Origin of the sequence: Treponema sp., assembly GCF_045641405.1 — a bacterium.
In the GTDB taxonomy this organism is placed as follows: domain Bacteria; phylum Spirochaetota; class Spirochaetia; order Treponematales; family Treponemataceae; genus Treponema_D.
This window is the reverse complement of the sequence record NZ_JAZUGX010000006.1, coordinates 107,658-122,288: the sequence shown is the minus strand read 5'-3', so window position 1 is coordinate 122,288 and position 14,631 is coordinate 107,658. Positions and strand designations below refer to the sequence as shown.

Below are 14,631 nucleotides of genomic sequence, written 5' to 3'. Positions count from 1 at the left end.
AAAAAATCAATGAAAAAAGGGGCTATCGCAAAAGTAATTTCGTGGTGGTTGAGCGTAGGCGAAACCACCACGATAGTGTCATTGGGCATTTCGACAGGCGGCTTTATGGAAGCTTCGCTGCCATATACAATGACCCTGGCATGAATTGGACAACCCCTTTTTTTTAATCAGGAACCTACTTTCGTATTTCCCTCATTCCAATACCAGGGGCTCCTGCACGGCTTAATGGCCAGAACCTAAAGCAGGCTTTTCCCAGCATGCGGTTCCTGTTGACCCATTGTGGAGCAATATTTGTATAGTAAGTAACGGACGAAGAATCCATCTTTGAAAGAGGCTTAAGAACCTGTTCGTAGCTGTGGCGCATATCAAGTGAATTGTAGCGGTTGTCCCCCATCATGAAATAACAGTTTTCTGGAATGTAATTTGCCGTGCCATCTTCGTTGCTTGCAGGAAACACAGGAAGATTCCTCAAATCCATCTCAAAAACATAGTCAGAAAGCATCTGTGCCTTTTCAAAACATTCCATACGCACAGGATCATCGCCCCATTCAGAAGCGGAAACACCTCTGTAAATTAGATCAGCGGTACGAACGACAAGACGTGCAAAAACAAGCTTGCACATTACGTTAAGCCTGAAACAACATTCTTCATACTTGTCATCAAATTTCAAATTGTCAGACCAGCCGTTGATAAAACTGTCGAACCATTCTGCACCACCTTCTGCGGTCATCAGCGTAATGGTTTCATTATTCACATTGCTGAAAAGATTATAGACCATCAGTTCTCTTGGTGTAAAAAGTGAACTGCCACCGTTCTTTTTATTTGTATTGCTTGAAAGGCGATAGAATTCCTTTGCAAGGCTCTGGCATTCAAGCTTAGCAGAAACAAGATCCAGTTCACGTCTCATTCTTTCAACCTCAAGACATTCAGCAGCCTGCCTTTTATTCAACGGAATCTGCTGAATCTTTGACTTTGTTTTTTCAGAAAGAGAATTCAAATCCCAGGCTGCCCATTCAGCATCAGCTTCAACCGCCTTGAATTCATTGTCTTCCCTGGTCCTTCTATACATTGTTCCATCAAGCATGTAGATCTGTTCACCAGGCAAGGCACAGACACGCTTAACAAGAGGATCAGCCTTAAGCTCACCGTTTTCATCGGTATTTGTCTTAAGCAAAGTGAGGGAACACATATAGATGAACTGGCTGAAAAAAGTCTTTACCTCGCTTTTTCTTTCGGTTCCATAATGAGGATTACGGAAAACGACAATGTCTCCCCTTTTGTATTTTGTAAGGTATGGAAGGCCAAAATCCGTAAGCGGAAATTTTGGTCCAGCAAAGGTCTTGAAAACAATCACTCGGTCCTTTATCAGGAATGTAGGCACCATGCTTTCCGATGGAATTTCGTAAAGCTGAAAAAGAAAAATATTCAACAGGATGATTGTAAAAACGGCCTGAAAAAGAGCATCTACCCATTCAAGGATTTCAAAAACAACTCTTCTTGGTCCTTTAGCCTTTACGACAGGATTGGCTTTTCTATATTCTTTCCATTCGACGCAAACAGCATCAATCCTTTTTTCCGAAATGATGTACTGAATTCTAAAGGAAATGACAAGGATGGCAACCCATACCAGGGAACAGATCGCATCATAGAAAAAAGGAAAACCTTCATTACCAGAACGCTGTAAGACAAAAGCCGTGATATATACAAAAGGTTCATATTGAAAGAATCTTCTAATTGCATTGAGATGTGAAATGTCGGACTTAACGATCAGGGTCTTATAAGTATAGAAATACATGATGGCCGTAAAGCAAGCGGCAATTGGAAAAGCAGCGAGGGAAACATCCCCTCTGAAGGATAAACAAAACAATGTAAATAAAGCAGATACAGCAAGATTGATCCTGCAAGTCAAAGTCAAATTTTTCATATATTCATTGTAACAGAAAATTCCTTGTGTTACTATAAATATATGGAAGTATTTAACAGATCACTTGCCCTGGAAATGGTTGGAGATGAAGAAGAGCTTCTTCAGGAGCTTGAGCACTCCTTTGTCTATGATAAGATTTTCAGCATGGACCAGCTTGAACAACTTGAGAAGGAAAATCCTTTAGAGGCGGCAGCATATGTCCATTCATTCAAAGGAGCCGCAAGACAGATAGCAGCAGAAAAAGCCGCATTTTCTGGACAGAGGCTTGAGGATGTACTGAGAGGAAAATCCCAGGGCAGCCTCAAGGAACTGAACGAGACATTCAGCAAGGACCTGTCCGAAGCCATTGCTGAAATAAAGAAACATTTGGATTAAACCATTTTTATTTCTTTGTAGTCTTTCCTTCAGATTTTTTAGCTGCAGCTTTTTTTGCGGCAGGTTTCTTTACGCTCTTAGATTCCGTTGCAGACTTTTTTGCAGCAGATTTCTTTGCGGGTGCAGCCACCACAGTCTTGTCGGCGGAATTCTTTTTTTGATCTTCCTTGCCCTTTCCCCTAAGCTTTTTTTCTTCAGCGGCAATGCTTTTCTTTAGCTTTTCAATTGAAGAAAGTATCTCTTCAACGCCGTCTGTCTTTTTTGTGATGGAAGAAGTTTTCTTGTCAAGGAGAGTTGAAGCACAGAGCTTACCAAGCTCCATATATTTCTTTTCAAGCTTAACCTTGTACTTGGTAATGTCAATCTTGATGACAGAAACATCACCGAATTCACTGATAGCTTCACCAGCCTTCTTGAGTCCCTTCTTAGAAGCCTTCAACCCACTGTTAAGAAGTTCCTTAAGTTCCTTCTTGAAAACAGCGGTCTTGTCTGAATCAGATTTCTTTGTAGCCATAAAAATCCTCCTTAGAAAAGTCTAAATCATTAATTTTACTATTTCAAGTTTTTTTTATGGATTAAGAGACCAAGTACCATAATCATCAACAAGATTGGTCTTCATGCTTGGCATAGGATGCCACGAGACAGCAAAGGTTATATATGGATGATAGTCAAAGTTCTTTCTTCCATCACTTTCAGTAACATAACGAGGCTTAAAGGTAATGTTTCCTTCCATGCTCCAGTCATGGAGAAGTCTTTTGACACTGATCTTAAAGTTCTTGATCTTAAAGCCAGAATTCTTTCGGTTTTCCTGGCCACCATCCCAAAGCTGACCATTTCCCCAGAAGGCAAAGGAATTATACAGATCCTTGAACATATTCTTTTCACCCGCAACAGCATCCTCATAGCCAACATAATCCTGGATGTACCTGAAGATGACATTGTTCTGTGATTCAGAACTGAAGCTAAGCTCAAACTGATCATGAATCTTAAAGGAAATGGAAGGAACAAAACGGAAATAGCTGTTTGTAGGACGGACGCAGTCGTAGACAAGACTTGAACTTAAAGCAGGTGCCCAGGTAACTCTTCTTTTCCAATAGCGATATGTCTTGTTCTGGGTTGCATAAGCCAGGCTAACATTATATGGAACGAATTCCTTTCCTTCATTTGCAGTCCATCCATGCTCCTTGTCAAAGTCATAGGTGGTCGTGTACTGCATGGTATATGCAACTTGAAAATTCTTGTATTGTGCAGAAAGCTTGAATGAATCCTTATACCGTTCCTCCATTTCATAGTTAAAGGATTCAGTAAAAGAAAGATCACCCTTAAGGAACTTCAAGGTAGCGGACTGTCTAAAAGGATTCCATACAAAGTCGTCATCTTCCTTTGTTTTTTTATACAGACCTGTCGATGCGGTTGTAGTCAAATACGGGAAGCCTAAAGAAAGCGTCCAGTTGTATTCATCCTTCTGAGGAGGAAGATTTGAGCTCATCGTAAAGGATTGAGAAAAATCATCTTCCCTTGCTGCAAGAATGGCACTCATCGTGTGGACAGTCATGCATTCTTCATCAGTAAGGTCAGCTGTAATGTATTCCCATTCTGGATTCTCAGCATCACCGATGAAATTGGTCTTAATAAGCTTTATGCTTGTATTCCATTCAAGCCCAGTTTCCTTGAAATAGTCAGTATAACCAAAAGGCTTGAAGGATACTGCGTTTGTGTTTGTGACATCCATTTTTCGTGACTTGTAGTCTGAAAGAATTACAGAATTCTTTGAGGACTCCGACTCATAGCCGTCAAGATTAGGATGCTGCTGAATCACAGGATTGAAGAGGAAATTATTTGTTGAAGAAATGAATCCTTCCTTAAGGTTAAGCTTACTGGAAACTGTGGTCGGCACCTGGACCTGATAATATGATGAATAAAGATTGGACCATGAGAAATCCTCAGGATTCTCAAGCTTTGCTGCATCATAGTTAAGCTGTGATGTATACTGGGGCGCAATGTCATAAGTAAGGGAATATCCAACATCCCTGATTTTTGTTACACCTACACTGTTCTGGATATCAAGCTCTGAAAAAGTAAACTCGGATGACTTTTCATCACCATTGCTTTCTTCTTTTTTTTCAGGTGGAACATAGGTTATTCCTTTTTCTTCAGCTTCTTTCTTCGCCTGTTCTTCTTCCTTTTTCTTCCTTATATTTTCCTTTTCTTCCTCTGTCAGCAATTCTTCTGGTATGTTGAGGTTGGTGACAAATGAAGGTGTCGGTGGAGACTTTGGTTCCACCGGTGGATACTGATAAAGGGTACCTTCGATTTTTCCTGAAATTTTAACAGGAGTAACCTGGGATGGGTAAAAGAATGCACGCTCTGGAGTTTTATCCCTCCAATCTTGAGGATTTGCCATCCAGCTTGGATCAGATGAATTTCTAATCTTGGTGTTGAAAATAAGAGATGAAGAAACATTGGAAACATTAACATTGGTTATGTATGGATATACAAAATCAGGCATAGGAATCTTGAATGAAGTACTAGCATCCCAGGTGAAGGATGTAGTCTGCGTACTTGTATCTTCCTTATCTGTCTTTTCCTTTGAATTGTTGTTCATGAAAAAACTTATCCAGTCCAGGGATTCAGAGCGTGAATCAAAATCTTCCGTAAAGAATGGATCACTGAGGATAGGCATGGAAAGATGAAACACCAAAGGCTTTGAAACATCAGCCTTGAAATTTGCTCCATAACGAAAAGGAGTATGTACTCCCATGAAATTGGCACTGTCCTTGTATTTATCACCAGTAGATGAATATGGAATATATTTTCCACCAGCAAAGAAGACCGTGTTTGTAAATCCAAGACGAACAGAAGCTGTAACTGCCGAGATATATTCATTTGAAGGAGCAAAAACACCGTCTACTCCGACGACCGTACCAAGATTGGTGTAATAATCACCGATCAATTTTAAGTAATGTGAAGTATCACCCTTATAATCTTCATCAAGGTTATGTAGAACAAGACCTTCCCTTTTCTGTTCCTTGAGGACAGAAGGTTTCATGAAATTGAAGATACCCTTAGTAAGGTCTTCTCCCGATGTTCCAGAGGTCGAAGAGCTTGCGCTTATGTCCTTTTCTTCCAGCGGTTTTCTTCCCAAGATATATGTAGTGGTCTGAAAATAATAGCCATGCCTCTCCTTGTAACCAAATGAGGGATTGAAGATGACTTCATCCTTTGGATAGTAAAAAGCAGGCAGGTACAGTACTGGCACATGACCGATTGAAATGACGGCATTTAAGAAAGCAAATTCACCACCTGGTAAAAGCCATATTCTTGAGGCACGGATTTTCCAATGAGGATTCTCATCATCACAGAAAGTAAGTTCAGCTTTCTTGAATGCTATAGTACTTGATGAATCGCGGCCAAAAATCTTTGAGGCAACGATGAGCGTAGAACCCGACGGTAGGTTCAAGGCATCGCTTTGAGTCTGTACGGCTCGTCCATTATCGAAAACACCTTCAAGTGTCGAAGTATTTACAAGCAGTGAGGTTGCAGTAATGGTCTGTTCCCCTTCAGAAGAACCTGACTGTACAAGCTCAATGTTTCCTTTTGCAAAAAGTGTTTCAGTGGTTCTATTATAAGTTATCTCATCGGCTTTGATCGAAAGCTTGGTACCACCTTTTTCAACGGAAACCACGACATTTCCAGAAAGAAAAATTTCATCAGTGTTGTCCTTTTCATTTTTTCTGTATGTGGAACTGTCGGCTCCATCGATGGTGATGACAGTTGTATTTTCATCCACTGCAAATGCAAATGCTCCGCATAGAAAGAAAACCATGAACAATATGAGGAATTTAAATTTTCTGATGCCTTTGTCAAATTCCAACTTTCAACTCTCAATTATCAGTTTTTGACTTTAAATCCCTTTGCTTTTCCCGCTCAAGCATTTCACCGATATATTTTCCAGTGTAACTGCCCTTTATATTTGCAACCTGCTCAGGAGTTCCTGTAGCGATGATCTGACCTCCACCAACTCCACCTTCTGGTCCAAGATCAATGATATGGTCGGCCTGGCAGATTACATCAAGATTGTGTTCAATCATGACGACTGAATTGCCCTTTTCGACGAGAGCATGGATGATCTGCATGAGATTCATTACATCGACAAAATGAAGACCCGTAGTAGGTTCATCCAGGATGTAAAGTGTTTTTCCTGTTGATGGGCGGGCAAGCTCAGCTGCAAGTTTAACACGCTGTGCCTCACCTCCAGATAGGGTCAAAGCATTCTGCCCAAGGGTTATGTATCCAAGACCTACGTTCTTTAGGGTTTCCAGCTTTTTTTGGATATGGGGAATCCCTGCAAAGAAATCAGCGGCATCTTCAACTGTCATTTCAAGAACATCACTTATGGACTTGCCCTTATACAAAACCTCAAGAGTTTCGCGGTTAAATCTTTTTCCATGGCAAACATCACATTGGATGAAAACATCAGGAAGGAAGTTCATCTCGATGGTGATGGTACCTGCCCCCTGACAGTTTTCACATCGTCCTCCCTTTACATTGAAACTGAAACGCCCAGGCTTGTATCCCTTTGCCTTTGCTTCAGGCATGGAAGAATAAAGTTCGCGGATCTTGTCAAAGACACCGATGTAAGTAACAGGATTGCTTCGTGGTGTGCGACCGATAGGACTTTGGTCTATGTTGATGATTTTGTCGATATTTTCAAGTCCTGAAATTTTCTTGTAGTCACCTACGGCAAGCTCACTTTTCATGATCCTATTGCTGGCGGCAGGAAAGAACACATCGTTGAGAAGAGTTGATTTCCCACTGCCCGATACACCTGTAATGCAAGTGAATGTTCCTAATGGAATATCACATGAAATGTTCTTAAGGTTATGCTCCGTCACTCCCTGAATTGAAATCATCTTGCCGTTGCCTACCCTGCGTTTTTTGGGAATAGGCATCCTTATAAGACCTGCAAGATATTTTCCTGTGATGCTGTCTGGATTTCTCATGACATTTTCTGGGGTATCAGATGCCATGACCGTTCCACCGTGGACACCTGCACCAGGACCAATATCCACAAGCCAGTCGGCAGTAAGCAAGGTCTGTTCATCATGCTCAACCACTATGACCGTGTTGCCAAGATCTCGAAGATAAGTAAGGGAATCTATGAGTCTCTGGTTGTCCCTCTGATGAAGTCCTATGGAAGGCTCGTCAAGAATATACATGACTCCTGTAAGACCTGAACCGATCTGTGTGGAAAGACGAATTCGCTGTGCTTCCCCTCCAGAAAGGGTTGCTGCGCTTCTCTGCAATGTAAGGTAGTCAAGGCCAACATTCTTTAGGAATGAAAGTCTGCTTGTAATTTCTTTGAGGACCTGGGCTGCAATCTTTTTTTCTGTTTCAGTAAGCTTAAGGTTTTCAAAGAATTGAATGGTATCACTAACCGAAAGCTCGGTAAGATCCCAGATGTTCATTCCACCGACAGTGACACCAAGTGCTTCCCTGCGAAGTCTTTTACCAGAGCAGCTTTTGCATTCCTTATGGGACATGAATTTTTCAAGGTTTTCACGGGCATTATCACCCCATGCTTCCGCATAGCGGCGACGAAGCTCAGAAAAAATTCCAGGCCAAGGTCTGTTGTATGTGCTCATGCCCTCGCCACTCTGCTTCTGGTAGACCCATTTTAAGGCACGATCTCCTGTTCCATTCCAGACAATGTCCATCTGCTTTTTATTCATTTCCTTTACAGGGGAATTCATATCAAAGCCGATGTCATCAAAAACAGCCCCAAACAAAGCGCTGTTCCAGTTGCTTTCTGGATTAAATGGTCCGTAGGCATATTCATTGAAGCTAAGGTTTCTGTCAGGACAAATAAGATCCATATCGAATTCCATCTTCTCTCCTAAACCAGTGCAGTCAGGACAGGCCCCAAAAGGATTGTTGAAGGAAAACAGTCTTGGCTGAAGCTCAGGTACTGAAATACCGCAGTCAGGACAGGCATTTTTCTGGCTGAAGAAAACTTCTTCTTCTATGTAATCTGCATCACGGTCATACTTTGTCCCCTTAAGGTCAAGTGCCTCACAGACTTCCTTGTACGCATCATCCCCCTTGTTGACTCGGCGCAATGCAATGACGATTCCCGCTGATGAATTAAGGGCAGTCTCAACTGAATCTGCTAGACGCTTCCTTATATCAGATTTTAGGACAATACGGTCAACAACGATTTCAATGGTGTGTTTTTTTTGTTTGTCCAACTTAATGGAATCTTCAAGTTCAACCATAAGGCCATCTATGCGGGCACGGACAAAACCACTTTTCTTTGCATCGTCTATGATCTTTTGATGCTCTCCTTTTTTTCCTCTGATCACTGGGGCAAGCAAAGTCAATTTAGTTCCTTCACTCCAGGAAAGAATCGTATCGATGATCTGATCAACAGACTGTTCCTTGATCTCCCTTCCACATTCAGGGCAATGAGCCTTTCCAATGCGGGAAAAAAGAAGGCGGTAATAGTCATATATTTCAGTGACGGTTCCAACGGTAGATCTTGGATTCTTGTGGGTCGTTTTCTGTTCAATGGAAATTGCAGGGCTAAGGCCTGTTATAAGGTCAACATCAGGCTTGTCCATACGTCCAAGAAACTGGCGGGCATAGGAAGAAAGGCTTTCCATATATCGGCGCTGACCTTCTGCAAAGAGAGTATCAAAAGCAAGGGAAGACTTTCCTGAACCTGAAAGACCAGAAACAGCAACCAGCTTGTTGCGTGGGATTTCAACTGAAATATTCTTAAGATTGTGCTCGCGGGCACCCTGAATACATATTTTATCACCGTCAAAAACGTTCATAATAGGCATTATATTGAAAGAAAAAAATAAACTCAACGAGGAAAATTTCGACTTCTAGAGCATCAAACGCTCTGTCCCCAGTGTTCAAGAATCGCCTCCGCAATTCTTGTGACGAAAGTTAATAAAGCCATAGGCTTCTAGGGAATAAAGCTTTCGTCAGGGGTCTGTCCCCATCGTTACGTTGTTATTTGCAAAAATTTCGGATTCGTTCTAAATTATACCTATGGGTGACAGGAACAGGGAAACACAGGGAATCATTTTCTCATTGAAGGAACAGGGAGAACAGAACCGCATCGTTACAATCCTTACACCAGATCATGGAATAATTAACTGCGTGTTATATGGCGGTCCTAAAAGCAGGCTTCGATCCATGGTTCAACCCTTTAACAGAGGAAACCTTTATCTCTACACAGACAATATAAAACATTCTGTTAAAATAGTTGACTTTGACGCAAAAAAAATCCATATGTCACTGAGGGAAAACCTCTACAAGTCCTGGGCAGCCTCTCTTGGTGCTGAGATCGTCCTTAAGACAAAATGTGCTGGAGATCCTCAAAAGGCATACATTCTTCTTTCCGCCCTTTTAGATGGAATAGATGCCGTAAATGAAGATGAAGCCCGTCTTGGAATGCTCAGGTTCCTTTGGAGATATTTAGGTTTACTTGGGATTCAGCCTGACGTAAGGGAATGCTCATCCTGTGGAAATTCTTTATTGTCAAAGGAGCATGAATCTTCATATGTAGAAAGCCATAACGGTTTTGTATGTGGAGATTGCCTTCCATATAGCGACGGAAGAATTCAGCATGAAGCAAACCTTTTTACGACCGACATTCATTCAATCACCTATCTTGCAGCCATCAACGAACTGTCGCCAGGAAAGGTACGGGAACTGATTCTCCCTGCGGAATCTGCATACAGGCTAAAAAGGCTTCTTTACCACATGATAGAAAAATCCTGTGGAACAAAGCTAGAGACCTTGGAAAGTGGTGCTGGAATTTTGTAATTTCTTTGATATTCCTGTATAATCTATATGACTCTATTGTAAATATTTATTTTCATATATAAGGTAAAAATTTGAACTGGAACAAGACTAACGTGCTAAAATCCGATGTTGAAGCGATTCAGCATAAATACGGTGTCGATGCAATCACTGCAAGCATACTTATAAGACGCGGAATAACTAATGGACGCGACATTTTTTATTTCCTTGAAGATGACCTTCGCTATCAGCACAATCCTTTTCTTTTCAACGGAATGGAAGACGCGGTGGACAGGATTCTGGCGGCGGCAGAAAAAGATGAAAACGGAAATAGCGAGAAAGTACTGATTTTTGGTGACCGCGATGTTGACGGCGTGACAGCGACAACGGTCCTATATGAATGTCTGATTTCCATGGGAGTGGATGTTCAGTATCGGGTTCCTGAAGGAGACGATGCCTACGGTCTTTCCATTGAAGCGATAGATGACTTTGCTTCCCAATACGGATCTTTAATAATTACTGTTGACTGCGGAATTGCAAACGTAGATGAAGTTGCCTATGCACAGGACAAGGGAATCGATGTAATCGTAACGGACCACCACAATCCACAGGGAACGCTTCCATCTCCCGCCATCATCCTGGATGCCAAGACAGAAGGAAGCGGTTATCCGTTTCAGGAAATTTCAGGATGTGCCCTCACCTATAAGCTTGCAAGCGCACTCCGTTTTGCAAAAAGCAAATGGTATAAAACCGATGTAGCACTGCTCAATGCCAGAACGGAAGATGACAACCTTGTGATCGAATGCATAAAAGTAAGAAATCTTGTGCCCATGGGAAGACTCACTGAAACTATTGTCCCTGGAGAAAAATCAATCTCGGACACAAAGCTTCCAAAATATCTTCAAGGCCAGTTGATACTCTGCTGGAACGTAAAGGAAACATCCATGCTCCTTAAACAGGCTTTCGGAAACGGAGCTGAATTCAACATGCTTGGCATGCAGGATGAAATCTCTAGATTCTTTCCTTCCCTTCGCAATTCAAACCTTGATAAAATCAAGACCCTTTCAAAGATCGCTAAATACGGAGATCATCTGCCTACTGAAATTGGAGGCTTCTACAACATCTTTGTAACCTATGTCCAGCAAAGCCTTAAAAAAGAAAACCCAACATTCGTTTCTTCAGAGGAAAAGGAACTTCAACTGGTTGCCCTTGCAGCCATTGCGGACATTATGCCATTGGTTGATGAGAACAGGATTTTTGTACGCAAGGGCATTGAATATCTCAACGCAGGAAGAGCACGAAAAGGCTTGATCGAACTTCTTTCGCAGATAAATCTTCTTGGCAAGCGTATCACTTCAAAGGACATCGGTTGGTCCATTGATCCAAAGCTTAACGCAGCGGGTCGACTTGGACATGCTGGAATCGCCACGGAACTTTTCACTTCAGAAGACCCTGTCCTTAGGGAACAGATGGCAAAGAAAATAATTGAGCTCAACGAAGAAAGAAAGACATTGACCAACGAAGCGGAAAATGCCACCATCCAGCAGGCACAGAGTTCAATTGAAAACTATAGCGGAAAGCTTTGCGTCGTGTTTGATGAATCGATCTTCAAGGGAGTCTCAGGAATACTAGCTTCCCGTTATGTCGAACAGTTTGGAATTCCAGCCATCGTAATGTCTACCGTTGGTGATGTCGTTGTCGGTTCCATGCGAAGCTGCAGGGGTTTTGATGTGACCGAATTTCTTGAGAACATGAAGGACATTTTCATCAGCCACGGAGGCCACGACTTTGCGGCAGGATTTTCACTTGAACGAAAAAACCTTGAAAAATATCTTTCAATGATAAAAGAAAACGCCTCAAGCATTACGCTTCTTCCAGAAGAGGAATCACGGCAATCGATAGACGCAGAGGTACCTGCAGACTTCATGACGCCTGAACTCATAAACATAGTCGATAGATTTGAGCCATACGGAAATGAAAACGAGAACATTCTTTTTATGTCCAGAAATCTTCCAATAATGTCCGCACAGATTGTCGGCAAGACCGACAAGACTCACCTTAAGCTTACCCTGGACTGCGGCAAGACAAAATGGCCAGCCATGTACTGGGGTGCAGGAAATCTTCTACACAATGAGATTGAGGTTGGAGACAAGGTTGACATTCTATTTGGAGTGGAAAGAAATGTATTCAACGGTACAGAATCTCTTCAATTAAACATCAAGGAACTAAGGAAAAGCCTATGAAAAAGATCGCAACATTTATTTCTGCATTATTTCTGTCTTTTGTTTCACTCGCCTATGCACGACAGGCAGCCTTCAGCGGAGAAAACTACAACATTTCCCTTAACTACAATGAATCCGCTGCTCCAGGTGATGCTGTGTTTGTCCGAATGAAGATTGCCAGGGCTAAAAACATAAAGTCCGACATATCAACGGCAGAAGCAAAACTAGAGCTTCTTGTAGACGGGAAAAGCGTCCGATCCTCAGATTTCTATTCACTTGGGAAAGCATCAAAAGCAAACAAGACAATGCTTACAGGTCTTCCACTTTCCTCATGGTGGACAAAGGAAAATAAATGCTCACTCAAGATTACCTACAAAATACTCAACGAGACAAAGGAATTCAGCCTTCCATTCAGTCTGACAAACAAGTCCTTTATCTCAGAGACGATCAAGCTAAACGACTCCAACACGGCAATTAAGACGGACACCAGCACAAAACGAATGGAACAGATTTCCAAGCTGAATTCAATTCTTGAGACCACCAATCCACAGAATGTCTATACTACAAAAGCATTCGTTCCCCCAGTTGAATCAACACGACGTACATCATACTTTGGTGACAGAAGGGTCTTTGAATACACAACAGGAAAATCATCGACAAGCCTTCATCTTGGCATAGATTACGGAGTGCCTACAGGAACTGAAGTACGTTCCGCAGCCGATGGAAAGGTAGTCATGGCGGAAGACAGAATTTCAACAGGATGGAGCGTCGTCATAGAGCATCTTCCAGGTCTATACACCCTTTACTACCACATGAATGAAATGAAGGTAAAGGAAGGAGATACAGTAAAGGCAGGTTCCCTCATAGGTTATTCTGGGGCGACAGGTCTCGCAACAGGACCTCACCTGCATTGGGAAGTGAGATTGAATATGGAAGCAGTCAGTCCAGACTTTTTCCTGTCTAATTTTACATCTGAAGTTGCAGGCAATTAAATTCGCATTTTTACAATTAGTTATTCAATAAAATATCTAGTATATAGTATAATACGTTATCTTTTTTCTACATAAGGAGTTAATTATGAAAAAGATTGTAATGGCAATGGCAGCCGCTGTTATGGCTTTTGCTCTTACTGGATGTGGCGGATCAAAGGCAGCTACAGTCAAGATCGGTATCTACGAACCAGCATCTGGAGACAACGGTGCAGGTGGAAAGCAGGAAACTCTCGGTGCCATCTATGCAAACGAAAAGATTCCAACAGTTACAATTGCTGGAAAGGAATACAAAGTAGAACTCGTACGCGTAGACAATGAATCTTCAAACGACAAGGCTGTTACAGCCGCTTCTGAACTTGTTTCAAAGGGCGTTTCAATCGTTCTTGGCTCATACGGTTCAGGTGTTTCAATCGCAGCCAGCGACACATTCCTTTCTGCAGGTATCCCTGCCATCGGCATCACATGTACAAACCCACAGGTTACTCTCGGCAACAACCACTACTTCCGCATCTGCTTCCTCGATCCATTCCAGGGAACAGTTCTTGCATCTCTTGCACACGACAAGTTCAATGCAAAGAAGGCTTATGTTCTTGCAAAGCTTGGTGACGACTACTCGGTTGGTCTTGCAAACTACTTCATCGAAGGTTTCAAGAAGCTTGGTGGAGAAGTTGTTTACGAAACATTCCCAGAAGGAACAAGCGACTTTGCAGCATATGTAACAAATGCAAAGAACATGGGTGCAGACGTATTCTGCTCTCCAGTTTCTACAGAAGCTGCAGCCCTCATCATCGAACAGGCAAACACACAGAAGCTTGGCATGCCAATCCTCGCTGGCGATACATGGCATTCCAACGTTATCCTCAATGCAGCAAAGGGAACAAACGTTGACATCAACGTAACAACATTCTTCGCAGAAGGTTCTACAGATGCAAAGGTTGCAGACTTTGTAAAGGACTTCCGCTCATGGATCAATTCAAAGAATGAATACCTTACAGACAACGGTGGAAACGATATCGTTGCCGCAAACCCTGTTATGGCTTACGACGCATACAATGTTGCACTCGAAGCTATCAAGGCTGCTGGTTCTACAAAGGGCGAAGACATCATGAAGGCACTTCCAAATGTAAGCTACACAGGTATCACAGGTCTCATCGAATTCGATGCAACAGGTGATGCAAAGCGTGACGGTGCATACATCAAGCACGCAAACAATAGCGATGCTTCATGGGAATTCGTTGCTATTCAGAAGATCAACTAATCTATTCATTTCATGAATAATGTTCGTTGCGAGCTTTGTAATTCA

General features: G+C 42.2%; 9 protein-coding genes. 5 read left to right on the top strand and 4 right to left on the bottom strand.

Annotated elements, in window-relative coordinates; genetic code table 11:
• Window positions 1–175: 175 nt before the first annotated feature.
• Window positions 176–1,924 carry a signal peptidase I gene (gene lepB, locus ACKI39_RS01320; protein ID WP_407396883.1) on the bottom strand — a complete coding sequence of 583 codons (1,749 nt, stop codon included), beginning with the start codon at window positions 1,922–1,924 and terminating at the stop codon, window positions 176–178.
• 42 nt (window positions 1,925–1,966) lie between these two features.
• On the opposite strand from lepB, the gene ACKI39_RS01315 reads away from it, so the two are divergent.
• Window positions 1,967–2,299, top strand: coding sequence for an Hpt domain-containing protein (locus tag ACKI39_RS01315; RefSeq protein WP_407396881.1), 333 nt, complete (start codon window positions 1,967–1,969; stop codon window positions 2,297–2,299).
• A 7-nt stretch (window positions 2,300–2,306) separates the two neighbouring features.
• Here the strand turns inward: ACKI39_RS01315 and ACKI39_RS01310 are convergent, their stop codons facing one another.
• The 3 genes from ACKI39_RS01310 to uvrA are packed head-to-tail and all read right to left on the bottom strand — an operon-like array spanning window position 2,307 to window position 9,135.
• The gene (locus ACKI39_RS01310) at window positions 2,307–2,813 is read right to left on the bottom strand and encodes a hypothetical protein (protein WP_407396879.1); all 507 of its coding nucleotides are present in this window, start codon (window positions 2,811–2,813) and stop codon (window positions 2,307–2,309) included.
• A gap of 54 nt (window positions 2,814–2,867) precedes the next feature.
• Complete coding sequence (locus ACKI39_RS01305; protein WP_407396877.1) at window positions 2,868–6,173, bottom strand: LPS-assembly protein LptD; 3,306 nt, start codon at window positions 6,171–6,173, stop codon at window positions 2,868–2,870.
• A 10-nt stretch (window positions 6,174–6,183) separates the two neighbouring features.
• Window positions 6,184–9,135 (bottom strand): excinuclease ABC subunit UvrA, encoded by a 2,952-nt coding sequence (uvrA, locus tag ACKI39_RS01300; protein ID WP_407396875.1) that lies wholly within the window; start codon window positions 9,133–9,135, stop codon window positions 6,184–6,186.
• A gap of 223 nt (window positions 9,136–9,358) precedes the next feature.
• Here uvrA and recO point away from each other — a divergent pair, with 223 nt between their 5' ends.
• From recO to ACKI39_RS01280, 4 genes are all read left to right on the top strand, one after another.
• Window positions 9,359–10,138, top strand: coding sequence for a DNA repair protein RecO (recO, locus tag ACKI39_RS01295; protein ID WP_407396873.1), 780 nt, complete (start codon window positions 9,359–9,361; stop codon window positions 10,136–10,138).
• A gap of 71 nt (window positions 10,139–10,209) precedes the next feature.
• Entirely contained in the window at window positions 10,210–12,357 is a 2,148-nt protein-coding gene (gene recJ / locus ACKI39_RS01290; protein WP_407396871.1) for a single-stranded-DNA-specific exonuclease RecJ, read from the top strand.
• A complete protein-coding gene (locus tag ACKI39_RS01285) occupies window positions 12,354–13,328 on the top strand; it encodes a M23 family metallopeptidase (protein ID WP_407396869.1) in 975 nt (324 codons plus the stop codon). The genes recJ and ACKI39_RS01285 overlap by 4 nt, the downstream gene beginning before the upstream one ends.
• A gap of 85 nt (window positions 13,329–13,413) precedes the next feature.
• Window positions 13,414–14,586, top strand: coding sequence for an ABC transporter substrate-binding protein (locus ACKI39_RS01280; RefSeq protein WP_407396867.1), 1,173 nt, complete (start codon window positions 13,414–13,416; stop codon window positions 14,584–14,586).
• Window positions 14,587–14,631: the final 45 nt, after the last annotated feature.

Coding starts and splice junctions, on each gene's coding strand:
- lepB (WP_407396883.1), bottom strand. CDS start 1,924: ATGAAAAATTTGACTTTGACTTGCAGGATCAATCTTGCTGTATCTGCT.
- ACKI39_RS01280 (WP_407396867.1), top strand. CDS start 13,414: ATGAAAAAGATTGTAATGGCAATGGCAGCCGCTGTTATGGCTTTTGCT.
- ACKI39_RS01310 (WP_407396879.1), bottom strand. CDS start 2,813: ATGGCTACAAAGAAATCTGATTCAGACAAGACCGCTGTTTTCAAGAAG.
- ACKI39_RS01315 (WP_407396881.1), top strand. CDS start 1,967: ATGGAAGTATTTAACAGATCACTTGCCCTGGAAATGGTTGGAGATGAA.
- ACKI39_RS01285 (WP_407396869.1), top strand. CDS start 12,354: ATGAAAAAGATCGCAACATTTATTTCTGCATTATTTCTGTCTTTTGTT.
- uvrA (WP_407396875.1), bottom strand. CDS start 9,135: ATGAACGTTTTTGACGGTGATAAAATATGTATTCAGGGTGCCCGCGAG.
- recO (WP_407396873.1), top strand. CDS start 9,359: ATGGGTGACAGGAACAGGGAAACACAGGGAATCATTTTCTCATTGAAG.